Source organism: Aeromicrobium sp. UC242_57 (assembly GCF_044452305.1).
GTDB lineage: Bacteria > Actinomycetota > Actinomycetes > Propionibacteriales > Nocardioidaceae > Aeromicrobium.
The window spans coordinates 299,709-320,602 of the sequence record NZ_JBIOAM010000002.1 but is presented as its reverse complement, the minus strand read 5'-3'; the positions used below and the strand labels follow the sequence as shown (position 1 = coordinate 320,602).

The 20,894-nt window shown below is 64.8% G+C and carries 19 protein-coding genes and 13 pseudogenes; 31 read left to right on the top strand and 1 reads right to left on the bottom strand.

The annotated features are described in order from the left end of the window. The first annotated feature begins 135 nt into the window (after positions 1 to 135). The 31 genes and pseudogenes from rpsL to ACHMWU_RS06425 all read left to right on the top strand — a co-directional run bounded on the left by rpsL (position 136) and on the right by ACHMWU_RS06425 (position 19,232). Positions 136 to 510: a 30S ribosomal protein S12 gene (rpsL, locus tag ACHMWU_RS06575; RefSeq protein ID WP_396042191.1), complete on the top strand. Its 375-nt coding sequence runs from the start codon at positions 136 to 138 to the stop codon at positions 508 to 510. After that, positions 510 to 980: pseudogene (rpsG, locus tag ACHMWU_RS06570) on the top strand (30S ribosomal protein S7). The gene rpsL and the pseudogene rpsG overlap by 1 nt, the downstream one beginning before the upstream one ends. A gap of 129 nt (positions 981 to 1,109) precedes the next feature. Next, positions 1,110 to 3,168 (top strand): annotated as a pseudogene (gene fusA / locus ACHMWU_RS06565) (elongation factor G). Positions 3,169 to 3,257: 89 nt separating this feature from the next. After that, a pseudogene (tuf, locus tag ACHMWU_RS06560) lies at positions 3,258 to 4,449 on the top strand (elongation factor Tu). A 343-nt stretch (positions 4,450 to 4,792) separates the two neighbouring features. After that, a pseudogene (locus ACHMWU_RS06555) lies at positions 4,793 to 4,942 on the top strand (cation transporter); the annotation flags it as partial. A 55-nt stretch (positions 4,943 to 4,997) separates the two neighbouring features. After that, positions 4,998 to 5,708: a cation diffusion facilitator family transporter gene (locus tag ACHMWU_RS06550; protein WP_396042189.1), complete on the top strand. Its 711-nt coding sequence runs from the start codon at positions 4,998 to 5,000 to the stop codon at positions 5,706 to 5,708. Positions 5,709 to 6,057: 349 nt separating this feature from the next. Continuing rightward, the gene (gene rpsJ, locus ACHMWU_RS06545; protein ID WP_012923688.1) at positions 6,058 to 6,366 is read left to right on the top strand and encodes a 30S ribosomal protein S10; all 309 of its coding nucleotides are present in this window, start codon (positions 6,058 to 6,060) and stop codon (positions 6,364 to 6,366) included. A gap of 13 nt (positions 6,367 to 6,379) precedes the next feature. Continuing rightward, positions 6,380 to 7,036 (top strand): 50S ribosomal protein L3, encoded by a 657-nt coding sequence (gene rplC / locus ACHMWU_RS06540; RefSeq protein WP_396042186.1) that lies wholly within the window; start codon positions 6,380 to 6,382, stop codon positions 7,034 to 7,036. A 4-nt stretch (positions 7,037 to 7,040) separates the two neighbouring features. Next, positions 7,041 to 8,067 (top strand): annotated as a pseudogene (rplD, locus tag ACHMWU_RS06535) (50S ribosomal protein L4). Beyond that, positions 8,064 to 8,369 (top strand): 50S ribosomal protein L23, encoded by a 306-nt coding sequence (gene rplW, locus ACHMWU_RS06530; protein WP_396042184.1) that lies wholly within the window; start codon positions 8,064 to 8,066, stop codon positions 8,367 to 8,369. Before rplD ends, rplW begins: the two are co-directional and overlap by 4 nt. A gap of 13 nt (positions 8,370 to 8,382) precedes the next feature. Next, positions 8,383 to 9,208 (top strand): annotated as a pseudogene (gene rplB, locus ACHMWU_RS06525) (50S ribosomal protein L2). Positions 9,209 to 9,225: 17 nt separating this feature from the next. Next, a complete protein-coding gene (gene rpsS, locus ACHMWU_RS06520; protein WP_232400711.1) occupies positions 9,226 to 9,507 on the top strand; it encodes a 30S ribosomal protein S19 in 282 nt (93 codons plus the stop codon). Beyond that, positions 9,504 to 9,961, top strand: a pseudogene (gene rplV / locus ACHMWU_RS06515) (50S ribosomal protein L22). Before rpsS ends, rplV begins: the two are co-directional and overlap by 4 nt. Beyond that, positions 9,961 to 10,794 (top strand): annotated as a pseudogene (gene rpsC, locus ACHMWU_RS06510) (30S ribosomal protein S3). The pseudogenes rplV and rpsC overlap by 1 nt, the downstream one beginning before the upstream one ends. Further along, a pseudogene (rplP, locus tag ACHMWU_RS06505) lies at positions 10,794 to 11,269 on the top strand (50S ribosomal protein L16). Before rpsC ends, rplP begins: the two co-directional pseudogenes overlap by 1 nt. Next, positions 11,229 to 11,450: a 50S ribosomal protein L29 gene (gene rpmC, locus ACHMWU_RS06500; protein WP_396042995.1), complete on the top strand. Its 222-nt coding sequence runs from the start codon at positions 11,229 to 11,231 to the stop codon at positions 11,448 to 11,450. Before rplP ends, rpmC begins: the two are co-directional and overlap by 41 nt. After that, positions 11,447 to 11,735: pseudogene (gene rpsQ, locus ACHMWU_RS06495) on the top strand (30S ribosomal protein S17). The gene rpmC and the pseudogene rpsQ overlap by 4 nt, the downstream one beginning before the upstream one ends. A gap of 10 nt (positions 11,736 to 11,745) precedes the next feature. After that, positions 11,746 to 12,114, top strand: coding sequence for a 50S ribosomal protein L14 (gene rplN / locus ACHMWU_RS06490; protein ID WP_019143636.1), 369 nt, complete (start codon positions 11,746 to 11,748; stop codon positions 12,112 to 12,114). A 1-nt stretch (position 12,115) separates the two neighbouring features. Further along, complete coding sequence (gene rplX / locus ACHMWU_RS06485) at positions 12,116 to 12,478, top strand: 50S ribosomal protein L24 (protein WP_396042182.1); 363 nt, start codon at positions 12,116 to 12,118, stop codon at positions 12,476 to 12,478. Positions 12,479 to 12,505: 27 nt separating this feature from the next. Next, the gene (rplE, locus tag ACHMWU_RS06480; protein ID WP_396042993.1) at positions 12,506 to 13,048 is read left to right on the top strand and encodes a 50S ribosomal protein L5; all 543 of its coding nucleotides are present in this window, start codon (positions 12,506 to 12,508) and stop codon (positions 13,046 to 13,048) included. A gap of 1 nt (position 13,049) precedes the next feature. Further along, a pseudogene (locus tag ACHMWU_RS06475) lies at positions 13,050 to 13,251 on the top strand (type Z 30S ribosomal protein S14). Positions 13,252 to 13,346: 95 nt separating this feature from the next. Further along, positions 13,347 to 13,754, top strand: a complete 408-nt coding sequence (gene rpsH, locus ACHMWU_RS06470) for a 30S ribosomal protein S8 (protein WP_396042180.1) — start codon at positions 13,347 to 13,349, stop codon at positions 13,752 to 13,754. 14 nt (positions 13,755 to 13,768) lie between these two features. Then, positions 13,769 to 14,311, top strand: a complete 543-nt coding sequence (rplF, locus tag ACHMWU_RS06465) for a 50S ribosomal protein L6 (protein ID WP_396042178.1) — start codon at positions 13,769 to 13,771, stop codon at positions 14,309 to 14,311. Between the two features lie 3 nt (positions 14,312 to 14,314). Beyond that, positions 14,315 to 14,698 (top strand): 50S ribosomal protein L18, encoded by a 384-nt coding sequence (gene rplR / locus ACHMWU_RS06460; protein ID WP_396042176.1) that lies wholly within the window; start codon positions 14,315 to 14,317, stop codon positions 14,696 to 14,698. A 40-nt stretch (positions 14,699 to 14,738) separates the two neighbouring features. Further along, entirely contained in the window at positions 14,739 to 15,356 is a 618-nt protein-coding gene (gene rpsE, locus ACHMWU_RS06455; protein WP_396042174.1) for a 30S ribosomal protein S5, read from the top strand. Further along, positions 15,356 to 15,538 (top strand): 50S ribosomal protein L30, encoded by a 183-nt coding sequence (rpmD, locus tag ACHMWU_RS06450; protein WP_396042172.1) that lies wholly within the window; start codon positions 15,356 to 15,358, stop codon positions 15,536 to 15,538. The genes rpsE and rpmD overlap by 1 nt, the downstream gene beginning before the upstream one ends. 2 nt (positions 15,539 to 15,540) lie before the next feature. Continuing rightward, a pseudogene (gene rplO / locus ACHMWU_RS06445) lies at positions 15,541 to 15,982 on the top strand (50S ribosomal protein L15). Positions 15,983 to 16,108: 126 nt separating this feature from the next. Then, positions 16,109 to 17,413, top strand: a complete 1,305-nt coding sequence (secY, locus tag ACHMWU_RS06440; RefSeq protein WP_396042170.1) for a preprotein translocase subunit SecY — start codon at positions 16,109 to 16,111, stop codon at positions 17,411 to 17,413. Continuing rightward, positions 17,414 to 17,977, top strand: a complete 564-nt coding sequence (locus ACHMWU_RS06435) for an adenylate kinase (RefSeq protein WP_396042167.1) — start codon at positions 17,414 to 17,416, stop codon at positions 17,975 to 17,977. A gap of 20 nt (positions 17,978 to 17,997) precedes the next feature. Then, positions 17,998 to 18,811: pseudogene (map, locus tag ACHMWU_RS06430) on the top strand (type I methionyl aminopeptidase). Positions 18,812 to 18,815: 4 nt separating this feature from the next. Beyond that, entirely contained in the window at positions 18,816 to 19,232 is a 417-nt protein-coding gene (locus ACHMWU_RS06425) for a hypothetical protein (protein ID WP_396042165.1), read from the top strand. A gap of 58 nt (positions 19,233 to 19,290) precedes the next feature. Here ACHMWU_RS06425 and ACHMWU_RS06420 read toward each other — a convergent pair whose 3' ends face one another. Then, complete coding sequence (locus ACHMWU_RS06420) at positions 19,291 to 20,871, bottom strand: sigma-70 family RNA polymerase sigma factor (RefSeq protein WP_396042163.1); 1,581 nt, start codon at positions 20,869 to 20,871, stop codon at positions 19,291 to 19,293. Between the last annotated feature and the right edge of the window lie 23 nt (positions 20,872 to 20,894).

The window sequence follows — 20,894 nt, the reverse complement described above, 5'->3', positions numbered from 1 at the left end:
CAGGGGCGGGGCAGGCCGGTAGTATCTGTCGCTGTGCCTGAACTCATCAGGCCGATGCGCGCATCCTGCTGGATTGCACAGTGGCGAGTGCATCACGACTCATGGCTCACACCAGTCAGAAGAAGGAAGTTTGTAGTGCCCACCATTAACCAGCTGGTCCGCAAGGGCCGTCAGCGCAAGGTCGTCAAGACGACGACCCCCGCGCTCAAGGGTTCGCCTCAGCGCCGCGGCGTCTGCACGCGCGTCTACACCACCACTCCGAAGAAGCCGAACTCCGCGCTCCGCAAGGTCGCACGTGTCAAGCTCTCGAGCGGTACCGAGGTCACTGCATACATCCCCGGTGAGGGTCACGACCTTCAGGAGCACTCGATCGTGCTCGTCCGTGGTGGTCGAGTCAAGGATCTCCCCGGTGTCCGTTACAAGGTCATCCGTGGAGCCCTCGATACTCAGGCTGTCAAGGGTCGCAAGCAGGCTCGCAGCCTGTACGGCGCCAAGAAGGAGAAGAAGTAATGCCTCGTAAGGGTCCGCGCGCCAAGCGCGTCGTCGAGACTGATCCGGTCTACGGAAAGCCAGCTCGTCACTTCTTTGATCAACAAGGTCCTGGTCGACGGCAAGAAGCAGGTCGCCCAGCGCATCGTCTACACCGCGCTCGAAGGCACCCGTGAGAAGTCCGGCACCGATCCGGTCATCACCCTCAAGCGTGCGCTCGACAACGTCAAGCCCGCGATCGAGGTCAAGAGCCGTCGCGTCGGTGGCGCGACCTACCAGGTCCCGATCGAGGTCCGTGCAGCCCGTCAGAACACTCTGGCCCTGCGTTGGCTCGTCAGCTACGCCGGTGCGCGTCGCGAGAAGACCATGGCAGAGCGCCTCATGAACGAGCCCTCGATGCCTCGAACGGCCTCGGCGGCGCTGTCAAGAAGCGCGAAGACACGCACAAGATGGCTGAAGCCAACAAGGCATTCGCCCACTACCGCTGGTAATAGCAATCTTTCGAGGGGCTCACGCTCCTCAAACACCGAGCACGCAGCTCAATCTCTAGAACGGAAGCGATCACACTCGTGGCAACCGACATCACCACTGACCTCAAGAGGGTCCGCAACATCGGCATCATGGCGCACATCGATGCCGGTAAGCCCACGACGACCGAACGCATCCTCTTCTACACCGGTATCACGTACAAGATCGGTGAAGTCCACGATGGCGGCGCCACGATGGACTGGATGGAGCAGGAGCAGGAGCGTGGCATCACGATCACGTCTGCTGCCACCACGTGCTGGTGGAAAGACAACCAGATCAACATCATCGACACCCCCGGGCACGTCGACTTCACCGTCGAGGTCGAGCGCAACCTGCGCGTCCTCGATGGTGCGGTCGCCGTGTTTGACGGTGTTGCCGGTGTCGAGCCGCAGTCCGAGACCGTGTGGCGTCAGGCCGACAAGTACGGCGTTCCGCGCATGTGCTTCGTCAACAAGCTCGAACCGCACGGGCGCAAGCTCGACTTCTGCGTCAAGACCATCCGTGAGCGCCTCGGCGCCACGGCCCTCGTCCTGCAGGTGCCGATTGGCGCCGGAGCGACTCATCGGCGTCGTCGACCTCGTCGGCAACCGCGCCCTGGTGTGGCGCGGCGAGACCGCGATCGGCGAGGACTACGCCGTCGAAGAGATCCCCGCAGACCTCGTCGACATGGCTGCTGCCGCTCGGTTCAGAGATGATCGAGACGCTGGCCGACCAGGACGACGAGTTCAGCCGAGTACTACCTCGACGGTGGCGAGATCACCGCTGAGGTGCTCAAGCCGGCCATCCGTCGCGCGACGCTGGCCGCCAAGCTGCAACCCGGTCCTGTGTGGCACGGCGTTCGAGCAAGGGCGTCCAGCCCCTGCTCGACGCCGTCGTCGACTTCCTGCCCCAACCCGCTCGATGTCGGCGCCGTCACCGGAACCGATCCCCGCGACGAAGAGAAGTCGCTGACCCGCGAGCCCAACGAGAGCGAGCCGTTCGCGGCCCTCGCGTTCAAGATCGCCTCCGACCCGCACCTGGGCAAGCTGACCTACCTGCGTGTCTACTCCGGTCGCCTCGAGTCCGGTTCCACGGTCATCAACGTGACCAAGGGCCGCAAGGAGCGCATCGGCAAGATCTACCAGATGCATGCCAACAAGCGCGCCGAGATCGCCTCGGTCGGCGCCGGCCAGATCGTCGCCGTCATGGGTCTGAAGGACACCACGACCGGTGAGACGCTGGCCGACCCGCAGAACCAGATCGTCCTCGAGTCGATGACGTTCCCGCGCCGGTCATCCAGGTCGCGATCGAGCCCGAGACCAAGAGCGACCAGGAGAAGCTCGGCACCGCCATCCAGCGCCTCGCCGAAGAAGATCCGACGTTCCAGGTCCACGCCGACGAAGAGACCGGTCAGACGATCATCGCCGGCATGGGCGAGCTTCACCTCGACATCCTCGTCGATCGCATGAAGCGCGAGTTCAACGTCGAGGCCAACGTCGGCAAGCCGCAGGTCGCGTACCGCGAGACCATCAAGCGCAAGGTCGAGAACGTCGGCTACACCCACAAGAAGCAGACCGGTGGTTCAGGTCAGTTCGCCAAGGTCATCATCAGCATCGAGCCCACGGGCCCGATCACCGGTGGCGAGGGTGGCTACGAGTTCGACAATGCCGTCACAGGTGGCCGTGTGCCCCGTGAATACATCCCTTTCGGTCGACCAGGGCGCACAGGACGCCATGCAGTTCGGCGTCCTCGCCGGCTACCAGATGGTCGACGTCAAGGTCACCCTGGAGGACGGCGCGTACCACGACGTCGACTCCTGGGAGCTCGCCTTCAGACTCGCCGGTTCCATGGCGTTCAAGGAAGCAAGCCGCAAGGCCGATCCGGGTGATCCTCGAGCCCGTGTTCGCGGTCGAGGTCACCACGCCCGAGGACTACATAGGCGACGTGATCGGCGACCTCAACTCCCCCGTGGCCAGGTTCAGGCCATGGAGGAGGGCATGGGCGGCGTCAAGATCGTCAAGGCGGTCGTCCCTTGTCCGAGATGTTCGGGTATGTCGGTGACCTGAGGTCCAAGACCTCGGGCCGTGCGTCATACTCGATGCAGTTCGACTCCTACGCGGAGGTTCCCAGAACGTCGCGGAAGAGATCATCAAAAAGGCCCGCGGCGAGTAACAGCGGACCATCTCATAAGATGGCCTGAGGTACTGGTCCGCAGTATCCGACGGCGTTCAACAGCAACCAATTCGAAGAAGGAGCCCCAAGTGGCTAAGGCGAAGTTCGAGCGGACCGAGCCGCACATGAACATCGGCACCATCGGTCATATCGACCACGGTAAGACGACTCTTCTGCGGCGATCACCAAGGTGCTGCACGACAGAGTACCCCGATCTGAACGAAGCTTCGGCTTTCGATCAGATCGACAAGGCCCCGGAAGAGCGCCAGCGCGGCATCACGATCTCCATCTCGCACGTCGAGTACCAGACCGAAACCGCCACTACGCGCACGTCGACTGCCCGGGCCACGCGGACTACGTCAAGAACATGATCACCGGTGCGGCTCAGATGGATGGTGCGATCCTCGTGGTGGCGACCGATGGCCCCATGCCCCAGACGCGCGAGCACGTGCTGCTCGCTCGCCAGGTCGGCGTGCCCGCGATGGTCGTCGCGCTCAACAAGTGCGACATGGTCGATGACGAAGAAATCCTCGAGCTTGTCGAGATGGAAGTTCGCGAGCTGCTCAGCGACCAGGAGTTCGACGGCGACAACGTCCCCGTCGTCCGGGTTGCAGCTGTTCCGGCTCTGGCCGGCGACGCCAAGTGGGGCGAGGCTGTCCTCGAGGACCGTGCAGGCTGTCGACGACTACATCCCGATGCCCCCGCGTGAGACGGACAAGCCGTTCCTCATGCCGGTCGAGGACGTCTTCACGATCACCGGTCGTGGAACCGTCATCACGGGTCGTATCGAGCGCCGGCATCGTCAAGGTGACCGACACGGTCGACATCATCGGCATCCGCGACACCAAGCAGACCACCACGGTCACGGGCATCGAGATGTTCCGCAAGCTGCTCGACGAGGGTCAGGCTGGCGAGAACGTCGGACTGCTCCTGCGTGGCACGAAGCGTGAAGACGTCGAGCGCGGCATGGTCATCATCGCGCCCGGTTCCACGACTCCCCACACGGAGTTCGAGGGCCAGGTCTACATCCTGTCGAAGGAAGAAGGCGGCCGTCACACGCCGTTCTTCAACAACTACCGTCCGCAGTTCTACTTCCGCACCACGGACGTCACCGGCGTCGTCACGCTGCCTGAAGGCACCGAGATGGTCATGCCCGGCGACAACACCGAAATGAGCGTTGAGCTGATCCAGCCCATCGCCATGGAAGAGGGCCTGCGCTTCGCCATCCGCGAGGGTGGACGTACGGTTGGCGCCGGTCGCGTCACGAAGATCAACAAGTGAGCTAGTAACACCTGCTCTCTGGCCTAGGGCCCCGCACCTGCTTCGGCAGGGGCGGGGCCCTTCGCTTTGCCCGAGCCCGGGCTCGGTGGATCCGCAACCTCATCCTCTTGGGTCGGTGGATCCGCAACCTCACCTTCTTGGGTTGGTGGATCCGCAACGGCAAACGGGCGAACGGCGTTGATAAACCACCGCGTCGCGACCGTGTCGGGGAGACAGACCCGAATGAGGTTGAAAAGTCACCGCGTCAGAGGGTGCGGCGGGAGCAGTTGGGACTGGTTCCCAGTGGCGTCCTTTTGGCGGACACGACGTCGATGTTTTCGCAACAAGCCCGTAGCCTTAATCCATGGGACACGATCACTCGCACAGCGCCGGCGTCCAGCACCGGGGGCGTTTGGCTCTTGTGCTGGGTCTGACCCTGACGGTGCTGATCGTGGAGGCCGTGGTCGCCTTCATCACCGGCAGCCTTGCGCTGCTGGCCGATGCCGGGCACATGCTGGGCGACTCGTTCGGCATCGTCATGGCACTGGCCGCGATCACGGTCGCGCAGCGTGGGGGAGGACCCGGTTCCCGGCGTAAGCTTCGGCTACCAACGCACCGAGATCCTTGCCGCCGGCCTCAACGGCCTCATCCTGCTGGGCTTGTCGGTCTGGATCACGTACAGCGCGATCCGCCGGTTCGGCGACGCCCCCGAGATCGAGGGCAAGCTGGTCCTGGTCGCCGGTGCCGTCGGTCTGGTCGTCAACATCATCGGGCTGTTCCTGCTTCGAGCTGGATCGACCGAGAGCCTCAACGTCCGCGGCGCCTACCTCGAGGTGCTCGGAGATGCGCTCGGCTCGGTGGCCGTGCTCGTCTCGGCGACCGTCATCCTGCTCACCGACTGGTATGCCGCCGATGCCGTGGCCTCGCTCGTGATCGCGGCGATGATCCTGCCTCGCGCGGTCTCCCTGCTGCGAGAGGTCGCCGAGGTGCTGCTCGAGTCGACTCCTCGTGACGTCGACCTGGTCGAGCTGCGCGCCCACATCGTCGAGACCCCGGGCGTCAAGGACGTCCATGACCTGCACGTCTGGACCATCACCTCGGGCATGCCCGTGATGAGCGCACACGTGGTGGTCGACGACGACATCACCGAGATGGACGCCGCGCATGCGGTGCTCGACCGGTTGCGGGGCTGCCTGTCAGAGCACTTCGACGTCGAGCACTCGACGTTCCAGATCGAACCCGCTGGCCACCAGGACTCCGAGCACCACGTCCACCACTGAGCGACACGTCGCTAGGTCACCGCGCCGAGCTGCACGTGACCTCGCACACCCGGACGGCCCCGATTTGTATTTGTTGCAGGGGGTCTGTCAGAATAGTCAGGTTGCCCCGGCTCGATCGCGGGGGCACACGCGTCCGGCATCTCACGCCGATCACGACACGTGCGCCGAACCTGAGATCGAGGCTGTCCCGCTGCGGCGGGTCCGACCACCTAACTCGAGAAGTGTGTGACGTACCAGCCTTAAGTGGCCGCGACACGCCCGACCTCGGGGGTCGGCGGATGGGGGAGCCTTCTCCCTCAAACCCGAGGTGAGACTGCGAAGCGAACGAACGTAAAGGACAAGCGAGAGCATGGCGGGACAAAAAATCCGTATCCGGCTCAAGGCCTACGACCACGAGGTCATTGACTCGTCGGCGCGCAAGATCGTCGACACGGTGACGCGCACGGGCGCCAAGGTCGCAGGACCGGTGCCGTTGCCCACCGAAAAGAACGTTTTCTGCGTGATCCGTTCGCCGCACAAGTACAAGGACAGCCGCGAGCACTTCGAGATGCGCACACACAAGCGTCTCATCGACATCATTGACCCGACGCCCAAGACAGTCGACTCGCTCATGCGCCTCGACCTGCCTGCCGGTGTCGACATCGAGATCAAGCTCTGAGGGGAAGCGACCAATGAGCGACAGCAGCACTGCCACGACGCGCGGCCTCCTGGGCCGCAAGATCGGCATGACCCAGGTCTGGGATGCCGACAACAAGATCATTCCCGTCACCGTGATCGCCGCCGACACCAATGTCGTCACGCAGATTCGTACGCGTGAGACCGACGGCTACTCGGCCGTCCAGGTCGGCTTCGGCGAGATCGACGGACGCAAGATCAACAAGCCGGTCGCCGGCCACTTCGCGAAGGCCGGCGTCACGCCGCGCCGTCACGTGGTCGAGATCCGCACCGAGGCCATCGCCGACTTCACGCTGGGCCAGGAGATCTCCCCGGAGATCTTCGCCGCGGGCGACGTCATCGACGTCACCGCGACCAGCAAGGGCAAGGGCTTTGCAGGCGTCATGAAGCGTCACGGCTTCTCCGGCGTCGGCGCCTCGCACGGTGCGCACCGCAACCACCGCAAGCCCGGCTCGATCGGTGGCTGCGCCACCCCGGGTCGTGTCTTCAAGGGTCTGCGCATGGCCGGTCACATGGGTGCCGAGCAGGTCACCACCCAGAACCTCAAGGTCCACGCGGTCGACGCCGACAAGGGCGTCATCCTGGTCAAGGGCGCAGTGCCCGGACCCAAGGGTGCGCTCGTCGTCATCCGCTCTGCAGTGAAGGGAGCCTGACACCATGGCACTGACACTTCCCAAGGGCAGCATCGATGCCCAGCTGCCCGTCGACATCTTCGACGTTCAGACCAACATCCCGCTGATCCACCAGGTCGTCGTCGCACAGCTCGCTGCGGCACGCCAGGGCACGCACAGCACCAAGACGCGTGGCGAGGTCGCCGGCGGCGGCAAGAAGCCGTACCGCCAGAAGGGCACCGGCCGCGCTCGTCAGGGCTCGATCCGCGCACCCCAGTACAACGGTGGTGGCATCGTGCACGGGCCCAAGCCGCGCGACTACGACCAGCGCACCCCCAAGAAGATGAAGGCTGCTGCTCTGCGCGGCGCCCTGTCCGACCGGGCTCGCACGGGTCGCCTGCACGTCATCGAGAGCTTCGTCTCCGGCGAGACTCCCTCGACGAAGCAGGCCATCGCGACGCTGGCTGGTCTCACGACTCGCCCCCCGCGTGCTCATCGTCGTCGACCGTGAAGACACGATCACGGCACTGAGCCTGCGCAACGTCGACCTCGCCGTGATCCTCACGTTCGATCAGCTCAACACGTACGACGTGCTGAAGGCTGACGACCTGATCTTCACCCAGACCGCATTCGACGCCTTCGTGGCGGCGCGTTCGGCCGAGGGTGCAGAGACGATCGCGCTGAGCGCCGCAGCGACCGAGGTGTCCGCCAAGGACAACGCCCCGGCCGCCAAGAAGGCACCGGCGAAGAAGGCTCCGGCCAAGAAGGCTGAGCCGAAGAAGGCTGAAGCAGCCAAGGTCGTCGAGGCTCCGGCCGCCGACGACAAGGCTGATGCTGCCAAGCCCGAAGCCAAGGCCGGCGCTACCGCGACGCAGCCCTACGGCCCCGGTTCCAAGGCCCCGCTCAAGAGCGGCAACGCTCCCAAGGGCCACGAGATCAAGGGCAACGAAGACTCGATGAAGTACCACGAGCCTGACGGCCAGTGGTACGAAGCCACTGTCGCCGAGGTCTGGTTCGACTCCGCCGAGACGGCTGAGGCTGCAGGCTTCACGAAGGCTGGAGGAGACCAGTGAGCACGATCTACAAAGACCACCGCGACATCCTGATCGCGCCGGTCGTCAGCGAGAAGAGCTACGGCCTGCTCGATGACAACAAGTACACGTTCGTCGTGCACCCCGACGCCAACAAGACGGAGATCAAGATCGCCGTCGAGAAGATCTTCGGCGTCAAGGTCACTTCGGTCAACACGCTCAACCGCAAGGGCAAGACCCGTCGCACCAAGACAGGTCTGGGCAAGCGCAAGGACACCAAGCGAGCAATCGTGAGTGTCGCGCCCGGTCAGAGCATCGACATCTTCTCGACGCCGAGCGCCTGAGGACTGAGGACATATGGCTATTCGCAAATACAAGCCGACAACGCCGGGCCGTCGTGGCTCGAGCGTCGCTGACTTCGCCGAGATCACCCGCACGACACCGGAGAAGTCCCTGGTCGAGCCGCTGCCCAAGAAGGGTGGCCGCAACAACCAGGGCCGGATCACGACTCGTCACCAGGGTGGTGGACACAAGCGCGCCTACCGCATCATCGACTTCCGTCGCTACGACAAGGACGGAATCCCCGCGAAGGTCGCACACATCGAGTACGACCCCAACCGCACGGCGCGCATCGCGCTCCTGCACTACGCGGACGGCGAGAAGCGCTACATCATCGCGCCCGAGGGTCTCAAGCAGGGCATGCCCGTCGAGGCCGGACCGGCTTCCGACATCAAGGTTGGCAACAACCTGCCGCTTCGCAACATCCCGGTCGGCACCCTGCTGCACTGCATCGAGCTCCGTCCCGGTGGCGGCGCCAAGATGGGCCGGTCCGCCGGCGTCAAGGTGCAGCGTCGCCAAGGAAGGCTCGAAGGCTCAGCTGCGTCTGCCCTCCGGCGAGATGCGCTACGTCGACGTCCGCTGCCGCGCCACGATCGGCGAGGTCGGCAACGCCGAGCAGTCGAACATCAACTGGGGCAAGGCCGGACGCAAGCGCTGGAAGGGCGTCCGCCCGACCGTCCGCGGTGTCGCGATGAACCCGGTCGATCACCCGCACGGTGGTGGCGAGGGCAAGACGTCCGGTGGACGTCACCCGGTCAGCCCGTGGGGCAAGCCGGAAGGCCGTACGCGCAAGCGCAAGGCCAGCGACTCCCAGATCGTCCGCCGCCGCAAGTCCGGCCGCTGAGAAGGATTGGTTAACAGATGCCACGCAGTTTGAAGAAGGGCCCGTTCGTTGACGGGCACCTTGAGAAGAAGGTCGACGCGCAGAATGCCGCCGACACTCACAACGTGATCAAGACCTGGTCGCGCCGCTCGATGATCCTGCCGTCCTTCATCGGGCACACGATCGCCGTGCACGATGGCCGCAAGCACGTGCCCGTGTTCATCACGGACTCGATGGTCGGACACAAGCTGGGCGAGTTCGCTCCGACCCGCACGTTCCGTGGTCACGAGAAGGACGACCGGAAGGCGAAGAGGCGATGAGTGCAGCAACCCGTGAGAACGTGAGCGCTCGCCGCGAGCGTCTGCTGGGCGACGAGCCCGGCGCGTTCGCAGTGACCCGCTTCGTGCGCGTCACCGCGCAGAAGTCGCGCCGTATCGGCGACCTGATCCGCGGTGAGTCCGTGGAGAACGCCCTGGCCATCCTGCAGTTCGCACCGCAGGCTGTTGCCGAGGTCTTCTACAAGCCGTCGACAGCGCAGCGGCCAACGCCGAGACCACTGAAGGTCTCGACCGGTCGACGCTGATCATCACGACGGTCCACGTTGACGAGGGCCCGACGATGAAGCGCTGGCGCCCGCGCGCCAAGGGTGCGGCCAACCGCATCCTCAAGCGCAGCAGCCACCTGACCGTGGTCGTCCAGCCGGCCGAGTTCGTCGAGGCCAAGCGCCTCGCGGCAGCCACCAAAACCTCGAAGAAGAAGGGCGGGAACCGATAGTGGGACAGAAGATCAACCCGCACGGGTTCCGACTGGGCATCTCGACGGATCACAAGAGCCGTTGGTACGCCGACAAGCCTCTACAAGAGCTACGTCGGTGAAGACGTGCAGATCCGCAAGATGCTCACCAAGGGCATGGACCGCGCCGGCATCAGCCGTGTCGAGATCGAGCGCACGCGTGACCGCGTCCGCGTCGACATCCACACTGCTCGCCCCGGCATCGTCATCGGCCGCCGTGGCGCTGAGGCTGACCGCATCCGCGGTGACCTCGAGAAGCTCACGGCAAGCAGGTGCAGCTGAACATCCTCGAGGTCAAGAACCCCGAGATGGACGCGCAGCTGGTCGCGCAGGGTGTTGCAGAGCAGCTTTCGGGCCGCGTGCAGTTCCGTCGCGCGATGCGCAAGGCGATGCAGTCGACGATGCGTTCGGGCGCCAAGGGTATTCGTATCCAGTGCTCGGGCCGTCTCGGTGGCGCTGAGATGTCGCGCTCGGAGTTCTACCGCGAGGGCCGCGTGCCCCTGCACACGCTCCGCGCTGACGTCGACTACGGCTTCTACGAGGCCAAGACGACCTTCGGCCGCATCGGCGTCAAGGTCTGGATCTACAAGGGCGAAGTTGCCGGCACCCGCGCTGAGCGCGAGGCCGAAGCCGCCAAGCGCGCAGCTGCGCCTGGCAGCAACCGCCGTCCCGCACGTGGTGGAGCTGGTGGCGCACGTCGCCCCGAGCGCCCCGCGCGCGAGGATTCCGCAGCAGCGGCAGAGACCGCTGCACCCGCCGCCACCGAGGCTCCGGCCGAGGCAGTGGCTGCTACTCCGGCAGGGGAGGCTTCCTGATGTTGATGCCCCGTAGGGTCAAGTACCGCAAGCAGCACCACCCGGCGCGCCGTGGCGCAGCCAAGGGTGGCACCGAGCTGGCGTTCGGTGACTATGGCATCCAGTGCGTCACCGCTGCGTACGTGACCAACCGTCAGATCGAGTCCGCTCGTATCGCCATGACGCGTCACATCAAGCGTGGCGGCAAGGTCTGGATCAACATCTACCCGACCGCCCGCTGACCAAGAAGCCTGCCGAGACCCGCATGGGTTCCGGTAAGGGTTCGCCCGAGTGGTGGGTTGCCAACGTCAAGCCCGGACGCGTCATGTTCGAGCTGTCGGGTGTCGACGAGAAGACCGCACGCGAGGCCATGCGCCGCGCAATCCACAAGCTGCCCATGAAGGCACGCTTCATCACGCGAGAGACAGGGTGGCTCGTGATGGCATCCATCACGACTGCAGCGGCTGCGTGCCGTCAGCGCCGAGGATCTGGCTGAGAAGCTGGCCGAAGCCAAGGAAGAGCTGTTCAACCTGCGCTTCCAGAACGCCACGGGCCAGCTCGACAACACCGCCCGCCTCCGGGCAGTGCGCAAGGACATTGCGCGGATCTACACCGTCATGCGCGAGCGCGAGCTCGGCATCGTCGAAGACTCCGCTGTTGAGGGGGCCAAGGCATGAGCGACGACAAGAAGGCAGAAGTAGTGACCAACGATCGCACCACGCGCAAGACCCGTGAGGGTCTTGTCGTCAGCGACAAGATGGACAAGACCGTCGTGGTCAATGTCGAGGACCGCGTCAAGCACGCGCTCTACGGCAAGGTCCTGCGTCGCAACATCAAGCTGCAAGGCTCACGACGAGTCCAACGCTGCCGGCATCGGCGACCGGGTCCTGATCATGGAGACCCGTCCGCTCTCGGCGACCAAGCGTTGGCGCATCGTCGAGATCCTCGAGAAGGCCAAGTAGGAGACGACAGATGATTCAGCAGGAGTCTCGACTCAAGGTTGCCGACAACACCGGTGCAAAGGAAATCCTCTGCATCCGTGTCCTCGGTGGCTCGGGCCGTCGTTACGCGGGCATCGGTGACACCATCGTCGCCACCGTGAAGGACGCCATCCCCGGCGGAAACGTCAAGAAGGGTGATGTCGTCAAGGCAGTCATCGTGCGCACCGTCAAGGAGCGCCGTCGTCCCGATGGTTCGTACATCAAGTTCGACGAGAACGCAGCCGTCATCCTCAAGGCGGACGGAGATCCGCGCGGAACGCGCATCTTCGGCCCCGTCGGCCGTGAGCTTCGCGACAAGAAGTTCATGCGCATCATCTCTCTCGCACCGGAGGTGCTCTGACATGGCCCGCAAAGGCACCGTCAGCATTCGCAAGGGTGACCAGGTCAAGGTCATCGCTGGCAAGGACAAGGGCGTGACCGGTTCGGTCATCGAGGTGCTCGCTGAGCACGACCGGGTCATTGTCGAAGGCGTCAACCGCGTCAAGCGTCACACCAAGCCGACTCAGGCTGGCGGCGTTGGCTCGGGCGGCATCATCACCAGCGAAGCCCCGATCCACATCTCGAACGTCATGCTGCTCGCCGACAAGGAGCCGACTCGTGTCGGTTACCGCCGCGACGACGTCACCAAGACGCGTCCCGACGGATCCACGTACGCCGCACAGCGCAGCGTCCGCATCGCCAAGAAGACCGGAAAGGAGATCTGAGAATGAGCACGACAGAAGCTTACGACGATCCCTCGTCTGAAGACGCGCTACCGCGAAGAGATCCTTCCGGCTCTGCGTGAGCAGTTCGAGTACTCGAACGTCATGCAGGTTCCCGGTCTGACCAAGATCGTCGTCAACATGGGCGTCGGCGAGGCAGCCCGCGACGGCAAGCTGATCGAGGGGGCCATCAAGGACCTCACCGCGATCACCGGCCAGAAGCCGCAGGTCACCAAGGCTCGCAAGTCCATCGCACAGTTCAAGCTGCGTGAGGGCATGCCGATCGGCACGCACGTCACGCTGCGTGGCGACCGCATGTGGGAGTTCCTCGATCGTCTGCTGACGCTCGCGCTGCCCCGCATCCGCGACTTCCGTGGCCTGAGCCCCAAGCAGTTCGACGGCCGCGGCAACTACACGTTCGGTCTGACCGAGCAGGTCATGTTCCACGAGATCGATCAGGACAAGATCGATCGCTCGCGTGGTATGGACATCACGATCGTGACGACGGCGACCAACGACGACGAGGGGCGCGCGCTGCTCAAGCTGCTCGGCTTCCCCTACAAGGAGAACTGACATGGCGAAGACTGGACTCAAGGTCAAGGCCGCTCGCAAGCCCAAGTTTGCGGTTCGCGGCTACACCCGTTGCCAGCGTTGTGGCCGACCCCGCTCGGTCTACAAGAAGTTCGGGCTCTGCCGCATCTGCCTTCGCGAGATGGCACACCGCGGTGAGCTGCCCGGGCATCACCAAGAGCTCCCTGGTAATCACTTACCTCTAACTACGGCGTAGGTCCCTTCTCACTCGAACGATCCAGCTTGCTCGTTCAGCTGAAGACGATACGGAAACCGCGGCGAGAAATGGAAACACACACTCATGACAATGACCGATCCGATCGCAGACATGCTCACGCGTGTCCGCAACGGCAACCAGGCATACCACGACAGCGTGTCGATGCCGTACTCCAAGCTGAAGGCCGGCGTCGCCGAGATCCTGAAGCAGGAGGGCTACATCACGTCGATCGACGTCGCTGAGCCCGCCGAGGGCGAGGTCGGCAAGACGCTGACCATCACCCTCAAGTACGGCCCGCACCGCGAGCGTTCGATCGCCGGTATCCGCCGCATCAGCAAGCCGGGACTGCGCGTCTACGCGAAGTCGACCGCTCTGCCCAAGGTCCTCGGTGGCCTCGGCGTGGCGATCATCTCGACCAGCCAGGGTCTGCTCACTGACCGCCAGGCCAACCAGAAGGGCGTAGGCGGAGAAGTCCTCGCCTACGTCTGGTGAGAGGGGCCTGAACCATGTCACGCATTGGCAAGATTCCTGTCACGATCCCTTCGGGCGTCGAGGTCACCATCGAAGGCCAGGACGTTCGCGTCAAGGGCCCGAAGGGCGAGCTCGCGCACACCGTTGCCGAACCCATCACGGTCAACAAGGCCGACGACGGTTCGCTCTCGGTCGAGCGTCCGAACGACGAGCGTCGCAGCAAGGCCCTCCATGGCCTGTCGCGCACGCTGATCAGCAACATGGTCGTCGGTGTCACCGAGGGCTATGAGAAGAAGCTCGAGATCGTCGGCGTCGGTTACCGCGTCGTCGCCAAGGGCCCGACGGAGCTCGAGTTCGCACTCGGCTTCAGCCACCCGGTCGTCGTCAAGGCTCCCGAGGGCATCACGTTCGCCGTCGAGAAGCCCACGGCTTTCTCGGTCATCGGCATCGACAAGCAGGCTGTCGGCGAGGTCGCTGCGAACATCCGCAAGATCCGCAAGCCCGAGCCCTACAAGGGCAAGGGTGTCCGTTACTCCGGCGAGCATGTTCGTCGCAAGGTCGGAAAGGCTGGTAAGTAGTCCATGGCTATCTCGATCAGGCACAACAAGAGCATCAAGGGTCGTACGGCTTCGCGCCTGCGTCGCCAGATCCGTGGTCGCAAGAAGATCCACGGCTCGGCGGAGCGTCCGCGTCTCGTCATCACTCGCTCCAGCAAGCACATGGTTGCTCAGATCGTCGACGACCTCGAGGGACACACCCTCGCATCGGCGTCGACGATGGAAGCCGACCTGCGCGCTTCGAGCGATGACAAGTCGGCCAAGGCCAAGCGCGTCGGCGAGCTCGTCGCCGAGCGCGCCAAGGCAGCTGGCGTTGGCACCGTGGTCTTCGACCGCGCGGGCAACAAGTACGCCGGTCGCGTCGCCGCTCTCGCGGATGGCGCTCGCGAGGGCGGACTGGAGTTCTGATGACCAACACCACTGAAATCCACATCGTGAGGAGTGCCGCATGAGCGGGCAGCAGCGCCGCGGAGGCGGAGGCGGACGGGGTCGTGGCAACGACCGCGGAGCCGAGAAGTCGCAGTACATCGAGAAGGTCGTCACGATCAACCGTGTCGCCAAGGTCGTCAAGGGTGGTCGTCGCTTCAGCTTCACCGCTCTCGTGATCGTCGGCGACGGCGATGGTCAGGTCGGCATCGGTTACGGCAAGGCCAAGGAAGTGCCTACCGCGATCTCGAAGGGCGTCGAAGAGGCCAAGAAGTCCTTCTTCCGCGTTCCCCGGATCCAGGGCACCATCCCGCACCCCGTGCAGGGCGAGAAGGCGGCTGGCGTCGTCTTCCTGCGCCCCGCGTCCCCGGGTACCGGCGTCATCGCCGGTGGACCGGTCCGCGCCGTGCTCGAGGCTGCTGGCGTCCACGACGTCCTGAGCAAGTCGCTCGGCTCGTCCAACGCGATCAACATCGTTCACGCGACCGTGGCAGCCCTGAGGCTCCTCGAATCGCCTGAGCAGGTTGCAGCGCGTCGTGGCCTGACGGTCGAAGAGGTTGCTCCGGCAGCTCTGCTTCGCGCCGGCAAGGAAGGCATCGCCGAGGCCAAGGCCAAGGCTGATGCCGGAGCGGGTGTCTGATGGCCAAGCTTCAGGTAACCCAGACCAAGTCCGGTATCGGACGCAAGCAGAACCAGCGCGACACCCTGCGCTCGCTCGGTCTCAAGCGGATCGGCGACGTGGTTGTCGTTGAGGATCGTCCCGAGCTCCGCGGCATGGCTGAGTCCATCCCGCACCTCGTGGACGTCAAGGAGGTCGACTGATCATGGCGCTTAAACTGCATCACTTGCGCCCGGCCCCTGGAGCCAAGACTGCCAAGACCCGTGTTGGTCGTGGTGAGGGCTCGAAGGGCAAGACGGCTGGTCGCGGAACCAAGGGTACGAAGGCTCGTTACCAGGTTCCCGCCGGCTTCGAGGGTGGACAGGTTCCCATCCACATGCGCCTGCCCAAGCTGAAGGGGTTCAAGAACCCGTTCCGCGTGGAGTTCCAGGTCGTCAACCTCGATCGCATCGAGGCTGTACCCCCAGGGTGGAGACGTCGACATCGCGTCGCTCGTCGCCAACGGCGCGGTTCGCAAGAACCAGCCCGTCAAGGTCCTGGGACAGGGCGAGATCACCGTGAAGGTCAACATCACGGCGACCAAGTTCTCGGCCTCGGCCAAGTCCAAGATCGAAGCAGCAGGCGGCAGCGTCACCATTCTTGGTTGATGCTGTTCGGGGCAGGACGCACGTCCTGCCCCGGCTGCTCATCTGGGCTGTTAGAGTCATCTAGCGGGCGAAAGCCCGCTTTTGTCCGTCATACCGAAGCACACCACGTGCACGAGGAGGATCGCGGTGCTCAGCGCCTTCGTTAATGCGTTCCGGACGCCCGATCTGCGTAAAAAGATCCTCTTCGTCCTGTTCGTCATCGTCTTGTTCCGTCTGGGATCGACGATGCCGGCCCCCGGCATCAATGTCGGGAACGTGAGAGACGCCGTCGACGCGGCCTCCACTGGCGAGAACAGCAGCCTGTTCGCGCTCATCAACGTCTTCTCCGGCGGCGCCCTGCTGCAGCTGACCGTGTTTGCGCTGGGCATCATGCCCTACATCACGGCCAGCATCATCTTGCAGCTGCTCGTCGTCGTGATCCCCCGTCTGGAGGCCCTCAAGAAAGAGGGCCAGGCCGGACAGACCAAGATCACGCAGTACACCCGCTACCTGACGCTGGGGCTGGCAATCTTGCAAGCCACCGGCATCGTGGCGTTGGCCCGCAGCGGCAACTTGTTCGGCGGTGCTGAGACTGGTCCGCTGCTGTACAACGAGGACAGCATCCTGTCCTTCCTGCTCATCGTGCTCACGATGGTCGCCGGCACCGCCGTGATCATGTGGCTCGGCGAGCTGATCACCGACCGGGGTGTCGGCAACGGCATGTCGATCTTGATCTTCACGCAGGTCGTCGCGACGTTCCCCGGCGCCATGTGGCAGATCAAGCAGACCAAGGGCTGGACGACCTTCACGATGGTCATCCTCATCGGTCTGGTCATCGTCGCGGCCGTGATCTTCATCGAGCAGGCTCAGCGCCGTATCCCGGTGCAGTACGCCAAGCGCATGGTGGGTCGCCGCATGTTCGGCGGATCCTCGACGTACATCCCGCTCAAGGTCAACCAGGCCGGCATCATCCCGGTCATCTTCGCCTCCTCGCTGATGTACCTCCCAGCGCTCATGGCGCAGTTCAACTCGGGTGCCGGTTGGGCCACCTGGATCAACGACAACTTCGTCAAGGGCGATCACCCGCTCTACATGATCACCTTCTTCACCCTGATCGTGTTCTTCACCTACTTCTACGTGTCGATCACCTTCAACCCCGAAGAAGTGGCCGACAACATGAAGAAGTACGGCGGGTTCATCCCGGGCATCCGTGCTGGGCGTCCCACGCAGGAGTACCTGGCCTACGTCCTGAGCCGCATCACGGCACCGGGTGCGCTGTACCTCGGTCTCATCGCGCTCATCCCGATGATCGCCATCGCCTTGATCGGTGCCAGCCAGAACTTCCCGTTCGGCGGCACGACCTTGCTGATCATCGTCGGCGTCGGCCTCGATACCGTCAAGCAGATCGAAAGCCAGTTGCAGCAGCGCAACTACGAAGGGTTCCTCAAGTAAATGCGTCTCCTCATCATGGGTCCTCCCGGAGCGGGCAAGGGCACACAGGCAGTGTCCTTGGCCGAACGCATCGGTGGAGCGCACATCTCCACGGGTGACATCTTCCGCGCGAACGTGCGTGACCAGACCGAGCTCGGTCAGGCTGCGCAGCGTTACATGGATGCGGGCGAGTACGTGCCCGACGAGGTCACGAACGCCATGGTCAGGGACCGGCTGGCACAAGACGATGCGCGTGAGGCCTTCATCCTCGACGGCTACCCGCGCACGGTCGACCAGGTCGCGACGCTCGACGGGATCCTCGACGAGCTGGGCACGCCCCTCGACGGCGTCATCGAGCTGGTCGTCGATTCCGAAGAGCTCATCCAGCGGCTGCTGAAGCGGGCGGAGACCAGCGGTCGGGCCGATGACACCGAAGAGGTCATCCGGCACCGACAGGACGTCTACACCGCCGAGACGTCGCCGCTGATCGAGGTCTACAGCTCGCGTGGTCAGCTGATCAAGGTCGACGGCATGGGCGATGTCGACGAGGTCACCAAGCGCATCGACGCAGCGCTTCCCTCCTAGTCAGTCTGGTTGCTCAGCGCATGTTCGAGCGCGGTATCGAGATCAAGACTCCGGCGCAGATCGAGTCGATGCGGGCCGCTGGCCTGGTCGTCGCCAAGACACTGGAGCTGTTGCGATCGAGTGCAGTGGCCGGTGTCACGACCGGTGAGCTCGACGCCATCGCGCACGAGTCGATCCGGTCATGCGGCGCGACGTCCAACTTCCTCGGCTATCACGGTTTCACCGGGGTGATCTGCACGTCGGTCAATGACGAGGTCGTGCACGGGATCCCGGGTTCGCGGGGTGCTGCGTGACGGCGACATCGTCTCGATCGACTGTGGGGCCATCGTCGACGGCTGGCACGGCGACGCTGCGATCACTGTGGCCGTCGGTGACGTGCCCGACGAGGTGCGCGAGCTGATGCGAGTCACCGAGGAGTCGCTGTGGCGGGGTCTGGCCGCGGCCCGGCTCGGTGGACGTCTGACCGACATCAGCCACGCGATCGAGACCACGATCTCGCAAGCCGGTGACTACGGCATCGTCGAGGGCTACACGGGTCACGGCATCGGTTCAGAGATGCATCAGCCGCCCAGCGTCTACAACTACGGCAAGCCGCGCCGCGGCCCCAAGCTCGTCAAGGGTCTGGCCCTGGCCGTGGAGCCGATGGTCTCGCTCGGCACCGCCGACTCGCGGACATTGGCCGACGACTGGACCGTCGTGACGACTGACGGATCGTGGGCCGCGCACTTCGAGCACACCTTCACGTTGACCGACCGCGGGGCGTGGGTGCTGACGGCGCTCGACGGCGGCAAGGCACGACTCGCTGAGCTCGGTGTGCCCTATGGGGGAGACTAGGAGCATGAGACTCCTGCTTGCTGCCATGTCCCTCGTCCTGGTGGCTGCGTGCGGGACGTCAGACTCCGGTGGGGGTGGGTCGACTGAGTCGCCTGCCCCGACCGCTCCGACCGCATCAGCGGCATCCGGTCCGGCTGCAGCCGTGGAGCAGCCGATGCGCGCCCTCGACGCCGGAGACTGCGACGCTGTGAAGGCGCTCGTGGTGACGCCGTCCGCAGTCGACTGCGGCGACGTCGAGGCGGCTGAAGGCTCCTTCGCAGACGAGGGGACCGAGCTCGACGACGTCACCTACACGGCTGGCCCGTCGCAGGGGACGACCGCCAAAGTCACGATCGACTGGGGCAATGACAACCCGGGTGAGTCCTACGACGTCGAAAACGTCGACGGAACGTGGCTCGTCGTGTTCGACGCCGTCGCCTAGAGGTCAGAACGGGGGACAGCTGCTCGGATTGCCGTAGTTGCAGGCCCGCGCGGTGGTCTCAGAAGCCGCTGTCGACATTGTCCGTGGCTGCGACGTTGATCCGCACGCCCGGGTTCACGCCATGCACGGAGAAGACGATGGCCGGCACCGACGATCCGGTCTGGACACGTGAACAGGTCATGGCGGTCATGGTGTCTCCGGATGCGAACGAGTCACAGTTCCAGCTGGCGATGGAACCTCCGCGAAACGTCACGGGACCCGAAAGCGCGTCGAAGCTCATCGAGACCGTGACCGTGTTTCCGCGTGGTGCCTCGCCACCGGCCGAGACCGCCACGGCCACCTGGCGTTCGAGGTTCTCGTCCGGGTTGTCGGTGAAGGCGACCGAGGTCGAGTAGTTCGTCGCGGTGGGTCCGAGCGGAGTGGGCGTCGTCGGTGCAGGGGTCGTGGGGGTCGGACTGGGCCGCGGAGTCTTGGTCGGCCGGGGAGTCGGCTTCGTGGTGGGCGCGGGCGTCGTGGGCTCGACATCGTCCTTCTGCGGCTCTGGGTCGACCGGAGCCGGCACGAAGGGCGGTGGCTGGGACGGCGGCGAGGCGAGGTCGGCGTCGTCGTCCTCGGGGGAGGGCTTGGTCGCAGCTGGCTCGGACGGTGCCGACGTCGGGGCCGGGGCAGAAGGTGGTGAGCTGGGGGAGGGCTGCGTCCTGGCAGCCGGAGGCGCCTCGTCGCCGCTGGCGACGACTGCGATGCCGACCACTCCCGCCACGACTGCCAGTGTGGCGGCGCCGACGGCAGCGACTGTCACCGGGCTGTTGGACGTGGCGCTCTGAAGCTTCTTGGGCGCCGAGCCCAGAAGTGCACCCATCGAGGCGAGGGTGCCGGTCGCTCCGAGGTAGCCGGCGGCGGCCGTGCCCAGCAGCGCCGGGGCGAGCAGTCCGGACAGATTGCCGTTGACCTCGACGAGCTCGAGGTACAGCCCGGAGCAGCGGCTGCACGTGTCGAGGTGCTTCTCGACGTTCGCCGTGTCACGAGCTCGCAAGGACTGGCGGACGTACTGGCCCAGAAGGCCGGTCGTGGTCTTGCACGCATCGTCGAGGGTAGGCGCCAAGTGGCTCTGCAGGTAGGCCGCGCGGAGACCCTCGCGAGCGCGGTAGGCGAGCGCTGAGACGCTGTTCGCGGTCATGCCGAGCAGCGGGGCGACCTGTGCGGGCTTCTGGCCCTCGACGTCGAGGTGCCACAGCACCATCTGCCACCGCTCAGGCAGCGATGCGAACGCCTCCGCGGCGGCCTGCTGCTCGAACTTCATCTCGGCTGGGTCGACGAACTCGACGGCGCGGTCGAGCTCGGCCTCGTCACCTGTCGTGCGCAGCCGCTTGCCCGCCCGGATGCGGTCGATGTGCAGCCGACGGATGCTCGTCAGGAGATAGGCGCGGAAGAACTCGTCGGGTCCCTTGCCTGCCTGCAGCACCGTCATGACCTTGGCGAACGACTCAGCCACGAGGTCGTCGGCGTCTGGACCTGGGACGAGCTGCCGTGCGAGACGGGTCGCAGCATCCCGATGGCGCGCGAACAGCTCGCCGTACGAGTCGAGGTCACCGGTGCGGACGGCACTGATCAGCTCGGCATCGCTGACTTCGGAGGTCATGCTCGACATCTCTGTCACGGGAC

Coding starts and splice junctions, on each gene's coding strand:
- rpsJ (WP_012923688.1), top strand. CDS start 6,058: ATGGCGGGACAAAAAATCCGTATCCGGCTCAAGGCCTACGACCACGAG.
- rplC (WP_396042186.1), top strand. CDS start 6,380: ATGAGCGACAGCAGCACTGCCACGACGCGCGGCCTCCTGGGCCGCAAG.
- rpsS (WP_232400711.1), top strand. CDS start 9,226: ATGCCACGCAGTTTGAAGAAGGGCCCGTTCGTTGACGGGCACCTTGAG.
- rplN (WP_019143636.1), top strand. CDS start 11,746: ATGATTCAGCAGGAGTCTCGACTCAAGGTTGCCGACAACACCGGTGCA.
- rplX (WP_396042182.1), top strand. CDS start 12,116: ATGGCCCGCAAAGGCACCGTCAGCATTCGCAAGGGTGACCAGGTCAAG.
- rpsH (WP_396042180.1), top strand. CDS start 13,347: ATGACAATGACCGATCCGATCGCAGACATGCTCACGCGTGTCCGCAAC.
- rplF (WP_396042178.1), top strand. CDS start 13,769: ATGTCACGCATTGGCAAGATTCCTGTCACGATCCCTTCGGGCGTCGAG.
- rplR (WP_396042176.1), top strand. CDS start 14,315: ATGGCTATCTCGATCAGGCACAACAAGAGCATCAAGGGTCGTACGGCT.
- rpsE (WP_396042174.1), top strand. CDS start 14,739: ATGAGCGGGCAGCAGCGCCGCGGAGGCGGAGGCGGACGGGGTCGTGGC.
- rpmD (WP_396042172.1), top strand. CDS start 15,356: ATGGCCAAGCTTCAGGTAACCCAGACCAAGTCCGGTATCGGACGCAAG.
- ACHMWU_RS06435 (WP_396042167.1), top strand. CDS start 17,414: ATGCGTCTCCTCATCATGGGTCCTCCCGGAGCGGGCAAGGGCACACAG.
- ACHMWU_RS06425 (WP_396042165.1), top strand. CDS start 18,816: ATGAGACTCCTGCTTGCTGCCATGTCCCTCGTCCTGGTGGCTGCGTGC.
- ACHMWU_RS06420 (WP_396042163.1), bottom strand. CDS start 20,871: ATGACCTCCGAAGTCAGCGATGCCGAGCTGATCAGTGCCGTCCGCACC.